The 20,629-nt window shown below is 60.9% G+C and carries 14 protein-coding genes and 1 pseudogene; 11 read left to right on the top strand and 4 right to left on the bottom strand.

Annotation, left to right across the window (positions count from 1 at the left end):
- Positions 1-32: 32 nt before the first annotated feature.
- Both CYD26_RS17045 and CYD26_RS17040 read left to right on the top strand, forming a co-directional pair.
- Entirely contained in the window at positions 33-1,379 is a 1,347-nt protein-coding gene (locus CYD26_RS17045) for an MFS transporter (RefSeq protein ID WP_102053146.1), read from the top strand.
- On the top strand, positions 1,379-2,119 hold the full coding sequence (locus CYD26_RS17040) for an SDR family NAD(P)-dependent oxidoreductase (RefSeq protein WP_102053145.1): 741 nt from the start codon (positions 1,379-1,381) through the stop codon (positions 2,117-2,119). The genes CYD26_RS17045 and CYD26_RS17040 overlap by 1 nt, the downstream gene beginning before the upstream one ends.
- A 206-nt stretch (positions 2,120-2,325) precedes the next feature.
- On the opposite strand, the gene CYD26_RS17035 is transcribed toward CYD26_RS17040, so the two are convergent.
- Positions 2,326-4,749 carry a glucose/quinate/shikimate family membrane-bound PQQ-dependent dehydrogenase gene (locus CYD26_RS17035; protein WP_102053144.1) on the bottom strand — a complete coding sequence of 808 codons (2,424 nt, stop codon included), beginning with the start codon at positions 4,747-4,749 and terminating at the stop codon, positions 2,326-2,328.
- Between the two features lie 436 nt (positions 4,750-5,185).
- Between CYD26_RS17035 and feaR the strand changes: the two genes are divergently transcribed.
- The 4 genes from feaR (at position 5,186) to CYD26_RS17015 (ending at position 11,589) form a co-directional block, all read left to right on the top strand.
- Positions 5,186-6,118 (top strand): transcriptional regulator FeaR, encoded by a 933-nt coding sequence (gene feaR / locus CYD26_RS17030; protein WP_102053143.1) that lies wholly within the window; start codon positions 5,186-5,188, stop codon positions 6,116-6,118.
- Positions 6,119-6,296: 178 nt separating this feature from the next.
- A complete protein-coding gene (locus tag CYD26_RS17025) occupies positions 6,297-8,408 on the top strand; it encodes a PQQ-dependent dehydrogenase, methanol/ethanol family (RefSeq protein ID WP_102053142.1) in 2,112 nt (703 codons plus the stop codon).
- Between the two features lie 94 nt (positions 8,409-8,502).
- A complete protein-coding gene (locus CYD26_RS17020; RefSeq protein ID WP_065758969.1) occupies positions 8,503-9,363 on the top strand; it encodes a transporter in 861 nt (286 codons plus the stop codon).
- A gap of 204 nt (positions 9,364-9,567) precedes the next feature.
- A complete protein-coding gene (locus tag CYD26_RS17015) occupies positions 9,568-11,589 on the top strand; it encodes a TonB-dependent receptor (RefSeq protein WP_102053141.1) in 2,022 nt (673 codons plus the stop codon).
- A gap of 62 nt (positions 11,590-11,651) precedes the next feature.
- Here CYD26_RS17015 and CYD26_RS17010 read toward each other — a convergent pair.
- Both CYD26_RS17010 and CYD26_RS17005 read right to left on the bottom strand, forming a co-directional pair.
- Positions 11,652-12,336 (bottom strand): annotated as a pseudogene (locus CYD26_RS17010) (Fic family protein); the annotation flags it as partial.
- A gap of 285 nt (positions 12,337-12,621) precedes the next feature.
- Complete coding sequence (locus CYD26_RS17005; RefSeq protein ID WP_256588040.1) at positions 12,622-13,218, bottom strand: LLM class flavin-dependent oxidoreductase; 597 nt, start codon at positions 13,216-13,218, stop codon at positions 12,622-12,624.
- Between the two features lie 314 nt (positions 13,219-13,532).
- Between CYD26_RS17005 and CYD26_RS17000 the strand changes: the two genes are divergently transcribed.
- The 5 genes from CYD26_RS17000 (at position 13,533) to CYD26_RS16980 (ending at position 20,392) form a co-directional block, all read left to right on the top strand.
- Positions 13,533-14,018: an acyl-CoA dehydrogenase family protein gene (locus tag CYD26_RS17000; RefSeq protein WP_145991798.1), complete on the top strand. Its 486-nt coding sequence runs from the start codon at positions 13,533-13,535 to the stop codon at positions 14,016-14,018.
- 3 nt (positions 14,019-14,021) lie between these two features.
- Positions 14,022-15,107, top strand: coding sequence for an efflux RND transporter periplasmic adaptor subunit (locus tag CYD26_RS16995; RefSeq protein ID WP_065758975.1), 1,086 nt, complete (start codon positions 14,022-14,024; stop codon positions 15,105-15,107).
- 9 nt (positions 15,108-15,116) lie between these two features.
- A complete protein-coding gene (locus CYD26_RS16990; RefSeq protein WP_102053140.1) occupies positions 15,117-18,203 on the top strand; it encodes a MexW/MexI family multidrug efflux RND transporter permease subunit in 3,087 nt (1,028 codons plus the stop codon).
- 4 nt (positions 18,204-18,207) lie between these two features.
- Positions 18,208-19,647: an efflux transporter outer membrane subunit gene (locus tag CYD26_RS16985; RefSeq protein ID WP_102053139.1), complete on the top strand. Its 1,440-nt coding sequence runs from the start codon at positions 18,208-18,210 to the stop codon at positions 19,645-19,647.
- 385 nt (positions 19,648-20,032) lie between these two features.
- Positions 20,033-20,392 (top strand): helix-turn-helix transcriptional regulator, encoded by a 360-nt coding sequence (locus CYD26_RS16980; protein WP_065758978.1) that lies wholly within the window; start codon positions 20,033-20,035, stop codon positions 20,390-20,392.
- 30 nt (positions 20,393-20,422) lie between these two features.
- On the opposite strand, the gene CYD26_RS16975 is transcribed toward CYD26_RS16980, so the two are convergent.
- Positions 20,423-20,614 carry a hypothetical protein gene (locus CYD26_RS16975; RefSeq protein ID WP_178081717.1) on the bottom strand — a complete coding sequence of 64 codons (192 nt, stop codon included), beginning with the start codon at positions 20,612-20,614 and terminating at the stop codon, positions 20,423-20,425.
- Positions 20,615-20,629: the final 15 nt, after the last annotated feature.

The following is a 20,629-nucleotide window of genomic DNA, read 5'->3' as shown; positions in this document are numbered from 1 at the left end:
TAACAACCCCGATAATAACAAGGAACAAGACAATGACGACCGACAATCGATTCGGAGCGGCAACATTCGCCTGTCCGACGGCGCAAATTGCCAGAACACGCACTAGATTCATGATCCTGGCGCTGATATCCGGTGGCACCATGATCAACTACCTGGATCGCAGTGTGATGGGCATCGCCGCCCCCAGCATCAGTGCCGACCTGGGCCTGAACGCGGTGATGATGGGCCTGATTTTCTCGGCGTTCTCCTGGACCTACGCGGCAGCGCAGATTCCTGGCGGAATCCTGATCGATCGGCTGGGCACGAAACGCACTTACTGGCTGGCGCTGACATTATGGTCGTTGTTTACGGGCCTGCAGGGTCTCGCGCAAGGCTTTCTCTCGTTGCTGGGCTTTCGCTTGCTGGTGGGCGCCAGCGAAGCACCGTGCTTTCCCACTAATAGCCGTGTGGTGGCGACCTGGTTCCCGCAGAATGAACGTGCCCGGGCGACCGGTATCTACACCTTCGCCGAATACGTCGGCCTGGCATTCCTCACGCCGTTGCTGTTCTGGGTGTTGCACGCCTATGGCTGGCGCGCTCTGTTAATGGCAGTGGGCATCCTGGGGGTGGTCTACGGCCTGGTCTGGTTGCGCAAGTACCACGAGCCCCATGAGTCGACCACGGCCAATCAGGCGGAGCTTGATTACATTGCCGAAGGTGGCGGAGTGATCGATGGTGGCCAGAAAGCCAAGCGGTTCTGCTGGTCGCAGATTCCCGCGCTGCTCAAGCACCGGAACATGCTGGGGATTTGCCTGGGGCAGTTTGCCTGTAACTCGACCAACGTGTTTTTCCTGACCTGGTTTCCCACCTATCTGGTCACAGAGCGGCACATGCCTTGGCTCAAGGTGGGTTGGGTAGCGGTGCTGCCATTCATCGCAGCCTCGCTCGGTACCCTGGTCGGCGGCTGGTTGTCGGACGCCTTGTTGCGCCGCGGCTACTCGCTGAATCTCGCACGTAAGTTGCCGGTGATTGCGGGGCTTCTGACCGCATCCGTGATCGTGCTGGCCAACTACGTGGACTCCGACGCGCTGGTGATTGCCATTCTCTGCGTGGCCTATTTTGCCCAGGGCATGTCTGCGCTGGCCTGGATGATCGTCTCCGATATCGCACCCAAAGGCTTGCTCGGCTTGAGCGGCGGGGTATTCAACCTGTTTGCCAATGCCGCCGGTATCGTCACCCCGCTGACCATCGGCGTCATTGTCTCGACCACTGGCTCGTTCGTCTGGGCATTGGCCTTTGTGTCCTCGATTACCGTACTGGGTGCGCTGTGTTACCTGTTCATGGTCCGCGATCTGCAGCGCCTGCCTGATATTCAATCCGTTCAACAAGGAGCACTTTGATGACTCTACAGCTTGAAGGTCAGACGGCCATCGTTACCGGCGGCATGCGCGGCATTGGCCTGGGCATCGCTCGCCGCTTGCACAGCGCGGGTGCGCAAATTGTTATCTGGGACCTGGCGGTCGATGGCTGGGACAGCATCGCCAATGGCTTTGAACCGGTGATGCGCCAGGCGGTCAACGTGGCTTCCCTGGCGTCCGTAGAAACAGCCTTCGGCGAGGTCGTTGCCCAGCAGGGACGAGTCGATATCCTGGTCAACAATGCCGGTATCAATGGGCCGGTCGTTCCCTCCTGGGAGTACCCGGCCAGCGCCTGGGACCAGGTCATTGCTATCGACCTGACTGGCGTGTTCTATTGCTGCCGCACGGTCATCCCGCACATGCGCGAGCGCGGTTACGGGCGCATCGTCAATATCGCGTCAATGGCAGGCAAGGATGGCGTGCAGTACATCTCGGCCTACTCAGCGGCCAAGGCCGGCGTCATCGCGTTCACCAAAGCCGCGGCGAAGGAACTGGCCCAGGACGGCGTGCTGCTCAACTGCATCGCACCGGCCATGGTGGAAACCGGGCTGATGGCGGAAATGACGCCCGAGCACATTGCGGCAAGCAAGGCCAAGATTCCCATGGGGCGTTTCCTGCAAATCGAGGAGATCGCCAATATGGTGACCTGGATCGCCGGGCCTGAGTGCAGTTTCACCACAGGGTTTGTGTTCGACCTCAGTGGGGGGAGGGCGACCTATTGAGCGATCTGGGTGTAGCGCACCTCGCCGCACGTGAACTCGAGACCGGCCAGCCCTTGTAGCGGGTGCCGAACGTGGCGTGGTGGTCTTCCTTGACCTCGAAAGATCAAGGAAGGCGCAGCCTTCGTCAGCGGCTATAGGGCGCGTGCAGGCAACAAACACACGTTGAAACCCGCATAGGACGACAGCGGGTTTCACGTGTTACAGGTTTACTTGCTGTCAGGCAGCGCGTAAGCCATCACATAATCGCCGCGATCGGGTGACTGACGCGCACCACCCGCGGTGATGACGATGTACTGCTTGCCCGTCTTCGGCGACACGTAGGTCATTGGGCCACCCTGACTGCCTACAGGCAGGCGGGCTTTCCAGGCTTCTTCACCGGTGGCCGAGTTGAAGGCGCGCAGGTAGTAATCCTGAGTGCCGGCGATGAACACCAGGCCGCCCTGGGTGGATAGCGTACCACCTAGCGTCGGCATGCCGATCGGCAGAGGCAGGTGCATCTTGATACCCAATGGGCCTGTGTCCTGGACGGTGCCAACCGGTACTTGCCAGGCGATTTTCTGGCTCTTCATGTCGATGGCGGTCAAGGTCCCAAAGGGGGGTGCCTGGCAAGGGATGCCGGCAACCGACAGGAAGCGGTTCTTGTTCACCGCATACGGCGTGCCTTTGAGCGGTACCGCGCCCATGCCGGTGTTCAAGGCTTCACCACCGGAAGAGGCCTTGGCATCTTTCTGTTGTGGAATCATCTGGATCCACAGGCCCAGACGCATGTCGTTGACGAAGATGAAACCGTGTACCGGATCGGTCGAAATACTGCCCCAGTTCATCCCGCCCAGCGAGCCCGGGAAGCTCAGCGACACATCGGTGCCAGGCGCGGTGTACAGCCCCTCGTAACGCATTTTCTTGAACGAGATACGGCACAGCAGTTGGTCAAATGGAGTGGCTCCCCACATGTCCGACTCCGAAAGGTGCTGGGCGCCGATCTGCGGCATCCCTACCGATTTCGGCTGGGTCAGCGAGTAAGGCTCGTTCGGGATGTTGGCCGCCTTGACCGGAACTTCTTCAACCTTGGTTAACGGCTGGCCAGTGTGGCGGTCCAGTACATAGATCTGGCCGGCTTTGGTACCGATCACAACGGCGGGGACCTTACTGCCGTCAGCCTTGGTGAAATCGATCAGGCTTGGCTGCATCGGCAGGTCGAAGTCCCACAGGTCATTGTGGACGGTCTGGTAGACCCACTTCTCTTCGCCAGTGGTCGCGTTCAGCGCCAGAACGGAAGCACCGTACTTGTGGTTCAGCTCGGTACGCTCCACACCGTAGATGTCGGTGGAGGAGCTGCCCATCGGCAGGAAGACGGTGTTCATCGCCGGGTCATAGGACATCGGGGCCCAGCTGTTAGGCGTACTGCGCACGTAGGTGCTACCGGCAGCCGGCGCTCGCTTGTCTTGCGGGTTGCCCGGGTCGAACGCCCAGCGCATTTCGCCGGTGATCACGTCGAAGCCACGGATCACGCCGCCTGGCATGTCGGTCTGGACGTTGTCGGCCACACGGCCGCCCACTACCACCGTGGTCCCGGCCATCAGCGGCGCCGAGGACAACTGGTAATAGGCGTCAGGCACATTGCCCAGACCAACTTTCAGGTCAACCTGGCCATTCTTGCCGAAGCCTTGGCAGTACTCGCCGGTGTCGGCGTCCACGGCGATCAGGCGCGCATCGATGGTGTTGGTCAGCAGGCGGCGTTGGCAAGCGGCACCGGCCGGCACCGATACAGGCTTGACCGGCGTGCTGCCATCGGTGGGCTGGGCGACCGCAGCGGTAGCATCGAAGTAGGCGAGACCGCGGCAGCGCTGCCAAACAGCAGATTTGGCGTTGATCTCGTTTTTCCACAGTTGTTTGCCGGTGTCGGCATCCAGTGCAATGACGTTGTTGTGCGGGGTGCAGATGAACACCTTGTCGCCAACCTGCAACGGCGTCATCTGGTCTTCGGCGCCATTGCCATCACTGATGGCCATGTCTCCAGTGTGGTAGGTCCAGGCCGGCGCCAGCTTCGAAACGTTGTCACGGTTGATCTGGTCCAGCGCGGCGAAGCGGCCACCCCCTTCGTCGTTACCGTAGTGTTCCCAGTTTTTCTGGGCCTTGGCAGGGTCGACCTTGGTCAGCCCAGGGCCGTCACCGGTTGGCGCCACAGGCGCGTGTGGGACGAACATGCCAGCGAAACCGGCTAGCAAGGCGATCGCCAGAACACCGCTCGGGGCGTAGCTAGCGCTGCCGCTGGCCAGGCCATTGGCCTTGCGCAGGGTAGGGTAGACCAACGCCACCAGCAGGCTCAGCACGCCCAGAGCGAACAAACGAGAGACCAGTGGCCAGAAATTCAGACCGGCATCGGCGAGTGCCCAGACCACGGTGATTACCATCACCGCCGCGAACAGCCAGACGCCCGACAGGCGCTGTTTGAAGAGCAGAATGGAGGACACGATCAAACCGAGACCAGCGAGCAGAAAGTACCAACTGCCGCCAAGCGTAGCGAGGTATCCACCACCTGCTGCGAAGAGTAACCCGAATACCAGCACACCAAAGGCGCCGAACCCTATGAGCCAGCGACCGGCGGATGCCGGAAGTCGAGACGTAGTCATGTTGCATGATCCTTCTGACGCATGAGCGTTTGTGGGAGTAGTTTTAGAGTAGTGGAGGCCAGAGTGCTTGGCCTGGTTTTCAGGGCGCCGGTCGCTGGGGAGTCCCAACGCCTGCGCATCGCCGCTGACACAACCGCTCAAGGCGATGTGTTCGATGAAAGCCCGAAAATTATGAACTAAATAGTTAGTCTTGTGACGATATCAAAAAATGAGGGTGGCTGCGACACGTTGTCATTTGCCAGAAAGGTCGATGTCAAAGCCGAACTTGGTCGCCAGCACCACGTGCTCACGAATCTTGCGTGTCTCTTTCTGAGGCGAGCCTTCCAGGCTCGTGAGCAGCATTCAGCATGGGTGCGAAGCACCCATTCGACCACCCCAGACCTTGCCCTCCAGCAATTTAGATAATATGTTAATAAAAATAAATCCTGGAGGCGCCATGTTCCTGTCATCAAGCGAGCAGATCGGATTCGAACGCTGGTGCCAGTCCCTACGCAGCATCTGCGGCAATTTCAGCACGCTGCCTTCTAGCCTTACCCGGCATTTCATCGGAGAAATCCACAGCCAGGCGATTGGGGCGCTGGATACGGCGCATATCCGTACTAATGCCAGTTTGATCAGTCGTGAGCGTATCGGTATCGACAGTGATGACAGTCACTGCTTCCTCATCTATCAGCGCAGCGGCCGCCAGCGGATCCGTCAGGCCGGGATGGAGGTGGAGTTGGGGCCGGAGGACATTGCACTGGTGGACTCGGCGAGGTTGTTCGAAATCGAGCCGCTGGGGTTGGTGGAGAACGTCTCTGTGCATCTGCCACGGGACATCGTCACCTGCAAATTCAAGGGCGATAACCTGTTCGGCAAACTGTCGCGCAATAATGTTTCCAGTCGCATGGTGCGTTCGCTGGTGCAGTCGATCGGCATGCTTGGCGACGGTGCCGCCAGTGGTGACGATGGACAGGCGATCCAGAGTGCGCTGGTCAGCCTGGTGCTGCCGGCGATATCCGGCCAGGCGCAAAGGCAGGAGCATCCGCTGGAAAGCAGTAATCTGTATTTGACTGCGCTGCGCCTGGTGGATGAGTCTTTGCATGATGTCGATCTGGGCCCGGCCTATCTCGCCGATCAGTTGCACACGTCTGTGCGCAGCCTTTATCGCCTGTTTGAAGAGCACGGTGAAAGCGTGTCGCGCTACATACTCCGAACCCGCCTGAGTAAAGTGGCCCATGACCTGTGCAGCCCGCCATTGCGCAGTCAATCAATCACCCAGATTGCCTTCAAGTGGGGCTTTGTCGATGTTGCCCATTTCAGCCGGGCGTTCAAGCGTCAGTTCGAAGTCTCGCCCCGTGATTACCGGGCGCATGCGTTCCAGAAGTAAGCCCAGTCGGTACTGGCAGAAAATGCCAACTGAATTGGCGGCCACAGTCAAGCGCAGCCCTCCCTCAAAACTTCTAATACCTCTACGTAGCGCAAGCCCTGCTATTGCGTGACCCGCGGGGGCGGTCTGCCCTGTGGATTCATAAAAACAATAAATGTGTCGTTGGAGTCAGAAACACATGAAAACCCTCTTTCTGCTGGCGGGTCTCCCATTGCTGCTTTCCTCCCTGCATGCCTCGGCTGTGGAAAGCACGCATCCTGCCCAGGTCGATACGAAACGCCTTGTCAACGCCAATCTCGAACCCGGCAACTGGATGAGCCACGGTCGTACCTATGATGAACAGCGCTACAGTCCGCTCAGAGGTGTCAATGACAAGAACGTCAGCCAGCTCGGCGTGGCCTGGACCACTCGCCTGGATATCGACAGCGGTACTGAAGCGACGCCCTTGGTGGTTGACGGGGTGATGTATACCACCGGTGCCTTCAGCATCGTCTATGCGATGAATGCGGCCACCGGTGAGCTTCTGTGGAAGTACGATCCGAAAGTGCCGCCAGCCAACCTCAGCCAGGGCTGCTGCGGCCCGGTCAACCGCGGTGTCGCGGTGTGGAACGGTAAAGTCTACGTCGGCAGCTTCGACGGCCGTCTGATCGCCCTCGACGCGGCTACGGGTCAGGAAGTCTGGTCGGTGGACACCATTCTCGATCGCTCCAAGAGCTACTCCATCACCGGCGCCCCGCGCATCGTCAAAGGCAAGGTGTTGATTGGCAACGGCGGTGCCGAGTTTGGCGTGCGGGGATATGTCACCGCCTACGACGCCGAGACTGGCAAGGAAGCCTGGCGCTTCTACACCGTACCGGGCGATCCGAAGCTGCCGCCGGAAAACCCGGCGATGGCCATGGCCCTCAAAACCTGGACCGGCGACAGTTGGGTAAAGTGGGGCGGCGGCGGCACGGCTTGGGACTCCATGGCCTATGATCCGGAGCTGGACCTTCTGTACATTGGCACCGGCAACGGCTCGCCGTGGAATTACCAGTTCCGCAGCGAGGGCAAGGGCGACAACCTGTTCGTCTCGTCGATCCTGGCCCTGCGCCCGGACACCGGCGAGTACGTCTGGCACTATCAGGTCACGCCGCAGGACCGTTGGGACTACACCGCAACCCAGCACATGATTCTCGCCGACATCAAGGTTGACGGCCAGGTGCGTAAGGTGTTGATGCAGGCGCCGAAGAACGGCTTCTTCTATGTGCTAGACCGCACCAACGGCAAGCTGATCTCGGCGAAGAACTACGTGCCGGTGAACTGGGCCAGTGAGATTGACCTGAAGACGGGTCGTCCGGTGCTGACCGGCGCCGCGGACTACTCCAAGGAGCCGAAAGTCGTACAACCGAGCTTCCTCGGTGGACACAACTGGCACCCAATGTCCTACAACCCCAACACCGGTTACGTGTACATTCCGGCCCAGCACACCCTGGCCGAGCTGAAGGCGGCCAAGGAGCCGGTGTTCGTCCCGAACAAGTCGGTAGTGAACTTCGGTCTGGACGTGCCCGACCTGCCGGAAGACCCGAAGATCCTCAACCAGATCCGCGACGCCTGGACCGGCGAGTTGATCGCGTGGGACCCGGTCAAGCAGGCGCCGGCCTGGAAGCAGGCGTACATCAGTGCAGGCAACGGCGGCACCCTGAGCACCGGCGGCAACCTGGTGTTCCAAGGCACCGCCGATGGAAGGGTTGTGGCTTACAGCGCCGACAAGGGCGAGAAACTCTGGGAGCACCGCGCCAACTCCGGCGTGATGGCTGGCCCCATTACCTACACCGTTGGCAACGACCAGTACGTGGCGTTCTCCGTGGGCTGGGGCGGTATTTTGCCGTTGCTGACTGGGCCGCTGACTAACAAGGGCAAGGTGCAGCCAGAGTCGCGGATCATCGCCTTCAAGCTGGGCGCCAAGGGTGAACTGCCGCCGCCGCGTCAGGCACCTGTGTTCCCCAACGTCGACCTGGAACTGACCGCCACGCCGGAGCAGTTGGTTCAGGCCCGCGGTATGTTCAACGGTTTGTGCGCCGGCTGCCATGGCCTCAACGCCATCAGCGGCGGTGTGGTTCCGGACCTGCGCTACCTGACCAAGGACAAACATGCGGCCTTCCCGGCGTTCGTCAGCGGCGCGCTGATCTATCGCGGCATGCCGAACTTCTCCGACATCCTCAAGCGCGAGGACATGGAGCTGATCCGTCAGTACCTGATCAAGCGCACCCATGACCTCCAGGCCGACCTGAAGGCCACTGCCGCGCACTGAGTCTCACCGCCGACCCAACCAAAGCCTTGGTGGCCCCTGAAAAGGGGCTGCCCGGGGCGCTTCACGCCAACAAAAACAACAACGAGAGTTCACCATGAAGATCATCAGTCCCTCGACCCTGGCGACCGGCCTGGCTGTGTTTGGTATTTCCCTGTCCGCGCTGGCCGACGTAAAGCCCGATCCGGGTGACTATACGGCGCTGCCCAAGGGCACCGACGTGGTCGTGCTTTACCAGCAGAACCCGCGCGGCGACAAGGTCTACTCCGGCGGCAAGAAGGTCGCCGACGACCTCGACCTGGACATGACCGTCGGCGTTCTGCGTCTGATCCACTTCACCGACTTTTTCGGCACCGGGTATACCTGGGACCCACAGATCGTTATCCCCTTCGGCCAGCAGGATATCGGCGCCAGCCATAGCAAGACGTCAGGGCTGGGCGACATCACCTTCGGCGGCACCTTGTGGACCATCGGCGATCTGGAACACAACGAGCACCTTGGCTGGTCGGTGTTCTTCACGGCGCCTACCGGCAGTGACAAGAACGAAGGTTTTGCCCTCAGCAACAACCGCTGGGCCGTGGACTTCCAGGTGGGCTACATCAAGGGCCTGACTGACAAAATCAGTTGGGATGTGATCGCCGAAGCTGAGTTCTATGACGATCAGCGCTCTACCGACGCGAAAAAGGACACGCTGCTGCAGCTGCACAATCACCTGCGCTACAACTTCACGCCTGACACCTATGCCGCCATCAGCTACAGGCACAACTGGGGCGCACGGGAAACCCTCGACGGCGAGACCCTGGCCACCAGCCACAACAATGGCACTGTCGGTTTCACCATGGCGACCATGGTCAACAAGCAATTGCAGTTGATGGGGCAGGTGATGCACGACACCTCGGTGCGTGAGGGGGTGAAAATCGATAATTCGCTGCAGTTTCGGTTGGCGTATTTCTATTGATCCGACTCGCTGGGGTAACGGGCCGCACGGCGGCCCCAACTTCCTGCCTTCGAGTGACCAACCTTCGTACCCTGCGCTTCTAAGTCCTGCTTAATAGCCATGTGCCTGTGAGCTTGCGCATGGTCTGCCTTAAACAGCGTCCAACCCAAGAGAGGGCGCCCCGGTACGTTGGAAAATGTCCAGCGCTGCCAAGTGGAACAACCCATGAAAAATAACCAGCGGCACCGTGCCGCACATCGCCGTAATGCATTCGGCGCACTTTTACTGACCACCACCGGCGCTCTGGCGGACTCATCCGTCGAAGTCGAACCGGTAGTCGTCACGGCTACCCGCACCGGTGACCAGTGGGCGCAGACCGCGCTGTCGGCCAGCGTCGTAGATGCCGCTGACAGCCGTGGCGAGCAGGCGTTGACTCTCGGCAATATGCTTTCCAGCGTGCCCGGTGTCGTCGTGCAGAGCCGCTACAACGCCGCCCAGGGCCTGCGGCCGGCGATCCGCGGTTTCGGCTCGCGCTCCAGTTTCGGCGTGCGCGGCATCCGCGTGCTGGTGGACGGCGTTCCCCTGACCATGCCCGACGGCCAGACTGAACTCGACGGCGTCGATATCGGCCTGGTGGAGCGTATGGAGGTCATCCGCGGCCCGGCCGCGGTGCTCTATGGCAACGGCGCCGGTGGCGTACTGGCGATCAACACCCGCGAGCCGGGCGACCATCCGAACGTATCCGGCAACTTCGGTTTTGGCAGCTCCGGCTATCGCTGGCGGAGCGTCGAAGCCAGCGGCACCGAAGGCAACTTCGGCACCTTGGTGGCGGTCAGCTCGACCCAGGTGGATGGCTATCGTGATCACGCTACCAGCGAAGCCAACAATCTCACTGGCAAACTGCGCTGGTGGGGTGAGACCGGCCGTTTGGCGCTGACCTTGCACGCCCTCGACAATCGATCCGAAGACCCCGGTGGTCTGACGCTCGATCAGGTTCGTACTGATCGTCATCAGGCGCGTCCGCAAAGCCTGAGCTTCGACGCTGACGAGCGCATCACCCAGCAGCGTCTGTCACTGGTTTGGGACGGCCAGTCGGTGGGCGAGGATACGTATCAGGTACGCAGCTACGTTGGTCAGCGCGACTTCACCAACCACCTACCGTTGGCGGCCAACGGGCAGACGAGCTACGAGCGACTGTTCGATGGTGTCGGCGCGCACTACAGCCATGTCGCAGACTGGTTCGGCCTGAGCCATACGCTGACGTTCGGTGCGGACCTGGAGTCCCTGCGCGACGACCGTGATCGCAACAACAACCTCATCGGAGGCGAAAAAGGTGCCCTGACCCAACGTCAGCGTGAAGAGGCCCAGAGCCTTGGACTGTTCATTGAAAACCAGACTGCGCTAGGCGAAAACTGGATGCTCAGCCTCGGCCTGCGCCATGACGAAGTGCGTCTGAGCATCGACGATCACTTCCTCAGTGATGGCCGCGATGACTCCGGTGATCGGGTCTTGCGCGACCTTAACTACAGCGCTGGCCTCAGCTACCGCCTGGACGAGCACCACACCCTTTACACGCGCGTTGCGACCTCCTTCGAAACCCCGACTGTCAGCGAACTGGCGAACCCCACGGGAGGCGGTTTCAACAGTAGCCTGGAGCCGGCCCACGCCCTCAACCAGGAAATCGGCCTGAAGGGCGAAACCGCGCACTGGCGTTACGAAGCGGTGGTCTACCGCATCGACACACGCGATGAGCTGGTGCCTTATGTCGATGGCCGTACCTTCTACCGCAATGCCGGCTCCACCCGCCGCGACGGCCTGGAACTGAGCGCGCGCTGGCAGCCCGACGAGCACTGGCAACTGACCACCGCCTACAGCCTCAATGACTACAGCTACCGCAGTTTCGAGAATTACGATGGCAAGCGCCTGCCGGGCATCCCCGTGACGAGCCTGTTTGGTGAGCTGAGCTATAGCCGGGACAACTGGTATGCACGCATCAACACCTCGGCCTACGACCGCCAGTACGCGGACAGCGCCAACACCGCACGGGTGGGTGGCTATGCGGTGGTTAACCTGCGTGCCGGTATGTCACTCAAGGGCAAGGCGAAAAATCTGGAGCCTTATGTGGGGCTGGATAACCTCACGGACCGGCGTTACTACGACAACTTGCGGATCAATGACAATGCTGGTCGTTACTACGAACCTGCTCCAGGGCGGACGTTCTATGCAGGGCTGAAGGTACAGTTCTGAGTGGGGAGGGCAGTGCTCAGCTTGCGGTACACGAACGCGTACCGCTGATTTAGAAACCGATCTCAAAGACTGTCCGGGTCCTTAACCGAGTCCGGTTCTTCGAATGCTGAGCGCACGGCTTCCACAACACGTTCTGCCCGGTGAGCGTCGTCCAGTTGCGGATACGCTTTTTTCAGCTTGCCAGATACCTGCCAGCCGTTCTCCTTGAGAGAACGAATGATCCGGCTCGCATCCTGATCCGGCATTTCCAGCACCTCTTTGAGCCGTTCCTGAGCACGCTGGAAAATAACCAGCACACGGGCCTCGTCTGCCATTTCGGTACGGACCGTATGCGCAACGACCTTAGCCGTGTAAAGAACGTGTTCGGTCAAATCGATAGGATGCTGCGTATCGTTGCATGAGTGGCCGCGAAAACACCTCCAGCGTACGGTCGTAGCGTGTCCGGAAATCGATCGAGCTCGTGATGGTGGCCGACACTGGCAGAGTCACGCCATCCGGCACCATGTTATCTCGGATCAGGGTGTCATTGATCAGGAAGCGGTGGATCCGGCCATTGCCGTCCCGCATGGGGTGGATGTATGCAAAAGCGAAAGCGATAGCCGCTGCTCGAGCCAGCGGCTCGGCGCCCCGCGTTGCCAGCTCGAACGCTTTCAGGCCTTCGAGCAGTTGCGGCAGCACCTCAAATTTCGGCGCAATGTAGTGCACGATGTGCTCGCGCATGGTCGCTTGCGCGACGAAGACCGGCGAGTGGCTTGAAACCCACCTGCAGTGTCGAATCCCTTAATGGGAGCTGGAAAATGATAGCCAGAAGAAGGTGGTACGTGAAAACAGTAATTTGTTGGGCGCGAAAACGCTAACGATCACTCAAATTTGATGACGAATCTGCTAGTTTTTCCGAAAACGATAACGCGCTAGAGGCCCCGCTCTACACTTGCCCTCAAGTCAGGCCCAGGCCCTAGTGGCACTTGGTGTGTTGGGGCCACAACATGCCAGCATGTGCTCAAGGTTGGGCTTAAGCCTGTAGGTACGCACTCACCCAGTCTTGAAATGCCGAGGCTGTGTGCCTTGCAACCAGGCGTTCAGCCGGTGAAACGGGCCTTTGATCCATAGCGGCAAGCCGGCCTCCTCGCTACCGAATAGCTCGAGCATTTCCAGTACCTCAGGCAGTGGGATACCGGCATGGTCGAAGAGGAACAGCTGGCGCTGGTAATCGCCGAACTGCTCGCGGAAGGTCAGTGTCTTGTCGATGATTTCCTGAGGGCTGCCGACTGACAAAGGGGTATCGCGCATGAACTCTTCCAGCGAAGGGCCGTGGCCGTACACCGGCGCGTTGTCGAAGAACGGGCGGAAACGCTCGCGGGCAACTTGCGACTGGCGGTTGACGTAGATGTGCCCGCCAAGGCCGACGATGGCCTCCTGAGGGGTGCCATGGCCGTAGTAGGCGTAGCGAGAGCGATAGAAGGTGACCAGGCGCTGGAAGTGACTCTTGGGCCAGAGGATATGGCTGGCAAAGAAACCGTCCCCGTAGCGCGCCGCCTGTTCGGCGATCTCTGGGGTGCGGATCGAGCCATGCCGGTCGATGTTTTCCTCCCGCCAGAGCATGGGTAAGCAGACAAGGAGATCCTTCATACCAGAAGTCATCGCCTATGCAGCCGCTGCCCGTTCCCAGTAGCAGAAGAATAAATTGCTGCGTTCGGTCACTGACTACGTTGCCAGCAGATTCGAAACTGCCCGCGAGCACATGGTGCAGATCGTCAAGGCGCAGCCTGGCGACAAGGCCAGGGGCGGGATCCCTTTCGACGAGCGCTGAAGGCCATACATGCGGCTTATTACAGAAAGATTGTACGACTACATTGAAATAGTACGTTAATGTGCGTACAGTCGTATCGTTCGATGTCGATACGGACCTCCAGGATTCATCTCACCCCAGCAGGGAGCTGAACATGAGGACAGTGATGCAGTGGCGTGACCTGCCTGCTGAGGCCGAGGAATGGGTAGCGCGTATCGAGGCGGTTCGGCCGCTGATTCGGCAGTATCGCGATTACGCCGAAGAACAAGGTGAAGCCCATCCCAAAGTCATTGCCGAGCTGTGCAAGCTGGGCTTTTCCCGTCTGTGCGTGAGCAAGGACTTTGGTGGCCAGCAACGGGATATCCGCGTCATTTCGCAGATCGTACAGCGCCTGGCCGCGCTGGATACCTCGGTCTCGTGGCCTCAGGTGCGGATGTTTTTCATGCCGCGCAGCGAGTGCCGCATCACCAACACCTACGTCCAGCAGGCCGATGGCGATGGCCTGAACGTGCGGGTCGGGCTAGCCGGGTCGATGCTCAACGAGCATGCCGTCAACACGGTCGGGCCAGTGCAGATGCAGGTTGGAGTTTTTCAAATGTTGAATTTCCAGGCGGTCGCCACCAGAGGCGACAGGGAGTAAGTCATGCGGGCGAAACACTATCTAGGGAAGGTAACGGCATCGGTGGTCACGCTTGCTGTGCTGGGCGGCTTGACGCTGCGTTACATGGCTCACGGAGAGGAACCGGCGCCCGCCCCTGCACTGGTACCCGCGGCACTGGCTCTGGTCAGGCAAGTGCCGTACACCTATTACCAGGTCGCCATCGGCCAGATCGAGGCTCGCCAGCAGGTGCTGCTGTCGGCCGAGGTCAGTGGGCAGGTGGTGGCGCTGGCCTTCGACTCGGGCGACCGGGTCAAGGCGGGCAATGTGGTGGTCAGGCTCAACACTTCGCCGGAGGAGGGTGAGCTCACCCGCCTGCGTGGCGAGTTCGAGGCCGCCAAGACCCATTACGCACGGCTGCAGGCGCTGGCGCGCAATGGTGCCGAGAGCCAGCGGGCGCTGGACAGCGCACGGGCGCAGTTCGATGCGGCCAAGGGCAACCTGGAGAACATCCAGGCGCAGATCGCGCAGAAGACCATCCGGGCACCATTCTCCGGCGAGCTGGGCATCCGCCAGGTTCATCTGGGCGACTACGTCCAGGCTGGCCGACCGTTGGCCACGCTCACCGACCTCAACGGGCTGCGGGTCAACTTCACCGTGTCCGAGCGTGACAGTGCCAGCATCGTCAAGGGGCAGGCCGTGGAAGTGGCGGTCGATGCCTGGGGCGGCATGACGTTCGAAGGCGTGGTCAGCGCCATCGATCCGCAGGTCAACAATTCCCATGTGATTCGTGTCCAGGCGCTGCTCAAGGACCATCAGGACAAGCTGCGCCCGGGCATGTACGCCAAGGTGAAGGTGCAACTGCCGGGCAAGGACGAGCTGGTCGTGCCGGAGACCGCGATCACCTACAACGCCTATGGCGAGAGCGTCTTCGTCACCTACGAGGAAAATGGCCAGAAGAAGGTGCGGCGCAAGAACATCAGCATCGGCGAGCGTCGCGATGGCTTGGCGGTGGTGCTCAAGGGGTTGCAGGCCGGTGAAGAGGTGGTGACGTCCGGGCAGATCAAACTGCAGGACGGCGTTGCCATTGAGCCCGTGACCGACACGGTGCGACTGAACGTCCAGCGCTGAGGAGCGATCATGCATTTCACTGATATTTTCCTGCGCCGCCCTGTGCTGGCGCTGGTGGTCAGCACGTTGATCCTGCTGTTCGGGATCATGGCTTTCAGCAAGCTTCCGGTGCGTCAGTACCCGATGCTGGAAACCTCTACCATCACTATCACTACCCAGTACCCCGGCGCCTCGTCGGAGCTGATGCAAGGCTTCGTGACGCAACCGATCAGCCAGGCCGTGGCCTCGGTCGAAGGCATCGACTACCTGTCGTCCACCTCTACCCAGGGAAAGAGCCTGGTGACCGTGCGCATGCAGCTCAACAGCAACTCGATCAATGCTCTGACTGAGGTGATGGCCAAGGTCAACCAGATCCGTTACAAGCTGCCCGAAGAAGCTTATGACCCGGTGATCGAGCGCACCTCGGGCGGCTTCACCAGTGTCGCCTACGTGGCGTTTTCCAGCGAGCAGCTGTCGATGCCCGAAGTGGCCGACTACATCTCGCGAGTGGTCGAGCCGATGTTCTCGGGGATCGATGGTGTCGCCAAGATCAACGTGCTGGGCGGGCAGACCCTGTCCATGCGCCTGTGGCTTGACCCGGACTTGCTGGCCGGCTACGGCATCACGGGCCAGGACGTGGCGGATGCGATCAAGGAAAACAACTTCCAGGCCGCGCCCGGCCGGGTCAAGGGCCTGTATGTGGTCAGCAACCTGCGGGTCAACACCGACCTGAGCAGCGTCGACGACTTCAAGGACATGGTCCTGCGCAACGACAACGGCAACATCATCCGGGTGCGCGACGTCGGTACCGTGGAGCTGAACGCCGCGTCGTTCGACACCAGCGGTGCGATGAGCGCGGTCCCGGCGATGTTCCTGGGCCTCGACGCGGCTCCCACCGGCAACCCACTGACCATCGTCAACGCGGTCAAGGCACTGATCCCCGAAATCGAGAAGACCCTGCCGCCAGGCGTCAAGGTGCAGATCCCGTTCGAGGTGGCGCATTTCATCCAGTCGTCCATCGACGAGGTGACCCATACCCTGGTCGAGGCACTGGTGATCGTGGTCCTGGTCATCTACCTGTGCCTGGGCACCTTCCGCACCGTGCTGATTCCCCTGGTGACCATTCCGCTGTCGATGCTGGGTGCAGCGGTGCTGATGCAGATGTTCGGTTTCAGCCTGAATCTGCTGACCTTGCTGGCGATGGTGTTGGCGATCGGCTTGGTGGTGGATGACGCCATCGTGGTGGTGGAGAACGTTCACCGTCACATCGAAGAAGGCAAGACACCGTTCGAGGCGGCCTTGCTCGGCGCCCGTGAGGTGGCCGGCCCGGTGGTGGCGATGACCTTCACCTTGGCGGCGGTGTATGCGCCTATTGGTCTGATGGGGGGGCTGACCGGGACGCTGTTCAAGGAGTTCGCGCTGACCCTGGCCGGCTCGGTGGTGGTATCAGGCATCGTCGCCCTCACGCTGTCGCCGATCATGAGCACCCACCTGCTCGATGCCAAGTCGAGCGAAGGCTACATGGCGCGCAGGGCCGAGGCTTTCTTCAGTTGGCTGGCCGAGCGTTATGGCAAGTTGCTGGGCATGTCGTTGTCCATGCGCTGGATCAGCCTGGCCATCGCCCTGGTGATCTTCTTCAGCCTGCCAGTGCTGTACAAGTCGGCGCAGAGCGAACTGGCCCCGCTGGAAGATCAGAACATCCTGCTGACCGCGATCAAGGCGCCGCAGCATGCCAACATCAATTATGTCGAGGCGTTTTCCCAGAAGCTCCACGAGGTGTTCCAGGAATTCCCCGAAGGCTACAGCGACTGGGTGGCCAACGGTACCGACGGCTTGTCCAATAGTGTCGGCGGCATCAACCTGGTGGATTGGGACAAGCGCGAGCGCAGTGCCAATCAGATCCAGCCACTGCTACAGCAACGGGTGAGCCAGATCGAAGGCACCAGCATCTTCGTCTTCCAGATGCCGCCGCTGCCAGGTTCCACAGGTGGCCTGCCGGTACAGATGGTGGTGCGCAGCGACCAGGACTACCAATTACTGTTCGACGTAATGGACAAGCTCAAGGCCAGTGCTCGCAGTAGCGGCCTGTTCGCTGTGGTCGACAGCGACCTTGACTTCAACAACCCGGTGGTCGAGGTTCAGGTCGACAGGGCCAAGGCCAATGCCATGGGTATCCGCATGAGCGACATTGGCAGGACGCTCAACAGCCTGATCGGCGAGAAGTACGTCAACCGGTTCGCCTACCATGGCCGTTCCTACGATGTGATTCCCCAGTCGGTGCCCCAGGACCGCCTGACCCCCGAGGCGCTCAATCGCTACTACGTCAAGGACCAGCATGGCAACCTGGTGCCGCTGTCGACCCTGGCTACCATCCAGGTCAAAGTCGAGCCGAACCTGCGTCCGCAGTTCAACCAGCAGAATGCCGCGACCTTCCAGGCCATCCCGATGCCAGGCGTGACCCTGGGCGACGCCGTGGCCTTCCTGAGCGAGCAGGCCGGGCAGTTCCCGGCTGGCTACACCTACGACTGGCAGTCCGATACCCGGCAATATGTGCAGGAGGGCAACACCTTGGTGCTGACCTTCGCCTTCGCCCTGGTCATCATCTACCTGGTGCTGGCAGTCCAGTACGAAAGCTTCATCGACCCGTTCATCATCCTGATCAGTGTGCCATTGTCGATCTGCGGGGCGCTGCTGCCGCTGGCGCTGGGCTACACCTCGCTGAACATCTACACGCAGATCGGCCTGATCACGCTCATAGGGCTGATCAGCAAGCACGGCATCCTGATGGTAGCGTTCGCCAACGAACTGCAGATGCAGCACGGCATGGGCAAGCTGGAGGCGATCCGGCATGCGGCCGAGGTGCGCCTGCGCCCAATCCTGATGACCACTGCGGCCATGGTGGTGGGGCTCGCACCGTTGATCTTCGCCACCGGCGCGGGTGCCAACAGCCGCTTCGGCTTGGGCCTTGTGATTGTCGTCGGCATGTTGATCGGCACCTTGTTCACTCTGTTCATCCTGCCGACGGTCTACAGCCTGTTGAGCACTGGCAGGCAGCCAAAGGTGCTGCCCGTCGCGGAGCACGACGGCCAGGTCATCGATGCCGCGGCGCGGGGATAATCCAATGTTGAAAATGACACGATGTGCACGGCCGCTGTCGCTGGCGGCCCTGGTGGTAATGGGTGGTTGCGTGAACTACGCCGGCATCGACCATCGTCAGACCCTGCTGACCCCCGAGGGAGCGCCTTCGGCGTCCCTGGCCGACGCGCGGCTGCCAGCCGCGCCTTGGCCGACCGACAATTGGTGGCAGCAGTATGCCAATGCCCAGCTCGACCGTCTGGTGGCCAAGGCCTGGGTGAGCAACCCCGGATTGCAGGAAGTGCGGGCGAGGGCGGACAAGGCCAACGCCTACCAGGAATACTACGACGCCGACCGTGCTCCACAGGTCGATGCCGCAGGTGGTGTGTCCCGCTCGCGGCTGTCGCGCCGTGAGGACTTCGCCGGACAGGGCAATCGCTATGTCAGTGTGCGCAGCCTGGGCGTGACCTTCGACTACGACCTTGACTTGTGGGGCGGCAAGCGCAGTGCCTGGGAGGCTTCGGTCAACCAGGCCCGGGCCGCGGAGGTCGAGCTGCAGTCGGCGCGCTTGCTGCTGGCCGCCAACGTGGTCAAGGCCTACAACCAGCTGACCTATGCTTGGGACGTGGTCGACCTGAGCGAGCGTGATCTCAAGCGTTTGCGCAACCTGCAGAGCCTGACCGGTGACCGCTTCCATAACGGTTTGGACAACAAGTCCCAGCTGCAGCGGGTCGATGGCCTGGTGGCGCGCGCCGAGGCGAGCCTGCTGGGGGCGCGCAGCGATGTGGAAATTGCCCGCCTGCAGCTATCGGCCCTGCTCGGCGCGGGCGTTGACGGTGCCCGCGACATCGTCCGGCCCAAGCCGCTGAAAAGCACCGAGGCGGCGCTGCCGGAGAGCCTGCCTGCCGAACTGCTTGGGCGGCGTCCAGACATCGTCGCGGCCCGCTGGCGGGTTGAGGCCGAGTCTCGCACGGTGGCCTCGGTGAAGACCCGTTTCTATCCCAACATCAACCTGCGTGCCGCAGGCGGTATCCATGCCATGTCTGGCGACAGTTTCAACGACACCGTCAGCCGGTTCTGGAACATCACGCCAACCGTGACCGTGCCGTTGTTCGATGCCGGTCGCCTGCGTGCCGACCTCAAACAGAGCAACGCCGACCTGGACCTGGCGATCGCCCGCTACAACGCCACGTTGAACACGGCGTTGCACCAGGTCGCGACGTCGGTGACCGAATTGCAGGCCGTCAACCGGCAGATCGGCCTGCAGCGTACTGCGCGCGATACGGCCCAGTCGTCCTTCGACCTGGCTGTAGAGCGGTTTGAAGTCGGGGAAAACAACTTCCTCGATTCGCTCAATATCGAGGAGCAATTGATTGAGGACGAACTGCGTCTTGCCCTGTTGAGCAGCAAGCAGATTGACTCGGCAGTGGGCCTGGTGACGGCACTGGGCGGTGGTTACCAGCCCGAGTCAGTGAACGTTCAGTAGATGCCCGTCTTCCGGCGCCAGGGTTGCATTCTGGCGCCGGCTTTACACCTTGAAACAATCCCTTTATCCGCCCCGCATGGTTTTCAACCCTTTGTTTTGCAAGGCCCAATGGGTTGCGCCTCAAGGGCCTCCGGTAGCACGTTTGCCGTGTCTGGCTCACGGAGCGCTGCAAAACTGGTGTATAGTCCTACATTGCTCGTACTAACAAACAGTCGCGATTCCAGATGCAGGCAGCCATAGGCTGACGGCCCGAGGTCAATGGGAGATTGCTTTCCCCCAAGGGCGCGACATGGAATCGTACCTGTTCAATACGAGGAAACCGCTGTGCCGACGCGCTTCCATGCTTCAGTACGCGGTGATCCTTGTAAGGTTATTGAGGTATCGCATGTACACTGCCAACCACCCCAGCATTGAACAGATCCGCCTGGAAAACGTCCTGACAGCACTTGGCAATCCGTTGCGCCTGACCGTGCTGAAGGTACTTTCCGATGGTGAGGAACACCCTTGTGGGCGCATTCTCAAGGGGGCATCGAAATCGACCATGACCCACCATTGGCGTGTCCTGCGTGACAGCGGTGTGATCTGGCAACGCCCTTATGGTCGCGAGAACCTGCTGTCGATTCGCCGCGAAGACCTGGAGAGCCGTTTCCCCGGGCTGTTGAGCTCTCTGCTCGAAGCCGTTGCGAATGACCCGCAGACCGTGCAGGTCATTCGCGACAACGAAGCACGTTTGGAGGAAGGCTGAGTCGCCTTCCTTCCTGGGCGCGCCCCTGGCTCAGATCGCCAGCTTGAGCGGTGTGCCAGCAGGCCCATGCAAGACTGGCCTAGTGACTGGGTAGAGGATGCTGTGGCCGCCCGCGCCGCGGATTTCGTTGATCCGGCAGTCGAAGCCCACCATTGCCTCGTCCATCGTTGGTGCGTCACTGCGGCCGGTGGACCACTTGGTGGCGAGGAAACGCTGTTTCATATCTAGGTGTTTATT

The organism is Pseudomonas sp. FFUP_PS_473 (assembly GCF_002858665.1).
Classification (GTDB): domain Bacteria; phylum Pseudomonadota; class Gammaproteobacteria; order Pseudomonadales; family Pseudomonadaceae; genus Aquipseudomonas; species Aquipseudomonas defluvii.
This window is presented reverse-complemented; position numbering and strand designations above follow the sequence as displayed.

What these genes read in the sequence shown, in the direction of transcription:
- CYD26_RS17045 (WP_102053146.1), top strand. Translation starts at nt 33, where the DNA reads ATGACGACCGACAATCGATTCGGAGCGGCAACATTCGCCTGTCCGACG.
- CYD26_RS17040 (WP_102053145.1), top strand. Translation starts at nt 1,379, where the DNA reads ATGACTCTACAGCTTGAAGGTCAGACGGCCATCGTTACCGGCGGCATG.
- CYD26_RS17035 (WP_102053144.1), bottom strand. Translation starts at nt 4,749, where the DNA reads ATGACTACGTCTCGACTTCCGGCATCCGCCGGTCGCTGGCTCATAGGG.
- feaR (WP_102053143.1), top strand. Translation starts at nt 5,186, where the DNA reads ATGTTCCTGTCATCAAGCGAGCAGATCGGATTCGAACGCTGGTGCCAG.
- CYD26_RS17025 (WP_102053142.1), top strand. Translation starts at nt 6,297, where the DNA reads ATGAAAACCCTCTTTCTGCTGGCGGGTCTCCCATTGCTGCTTTCCTCC.
- CYD26_RS17020 (WP_065758969.1), top strand. Translation starts at nt 8,503, where the DNA reads ATGAAGATCATCAGTCCCTCGACCCTGGCGACCGGCCTGGCTGTGTTT.
- CYD26_RS17015 (WP_102053141.1), top strand. Translation starts at nt 9,568, where the DNA reads ATGAAAAATAACCAGCGGCACCGTGCCGCACATCGCCGTAATGCATTC.
- CYD26_RS17005 (WP_256588040.1), bottom strand. Translation starts at nt 13,218, where the DNA reads ATGAAGGATCTCCTTGTCTGCTTACCCATGCTCTGGCGGGAGGAAAAC.
- CYD26_RS17000 (WP_145991798.1), top strand. Translation starts at nt 13,533, where the DNA reads ATGAGGACAGTGATGCAGTGGCGTGACCTGCCTGCTGAGGCCGAGGAA.
- CYD26_RS16995 (WP_065758975.1), top strand. Translation starts at nt 14,022, where the DNA reads ATGCGGGCGAAACACTATCTAGGGAAGGTAACGGCATCGGTGGTCACG.
- CYD26_RS16990 (WP_102053140.1), top strand. Translation starts at nt 15,117, where the DNA reads ATGCATTTCACTGATATTTTCCTGCGCCGCCCTGTGCTGGCGCTGGTG.
- CYD26_RS16985 (WP_102053139.1), top strand. Translation starts at nt 18,208, where the DNA reads ATGTTGAAAATGACACGATGTGCACGGCCGCTGTCGCTGGCGGCCCTG.
- CYD26_RS16980 (WP_065758978.1), top strand. Translation starts at nt 20,033, where the DNA reads ATGTACACTGCCAACCACCCCAGCATTGAACAGATCCGCCTGGAAAAC.
- CYD26_RS16975 (WP_178081717.1), bottom strand. Translation starts at nt 20,614, where the DNA reads ATGAAACAGCGTTTCCTCGCCACCAAGTGGTCCACCGGCCGCAGTGAC.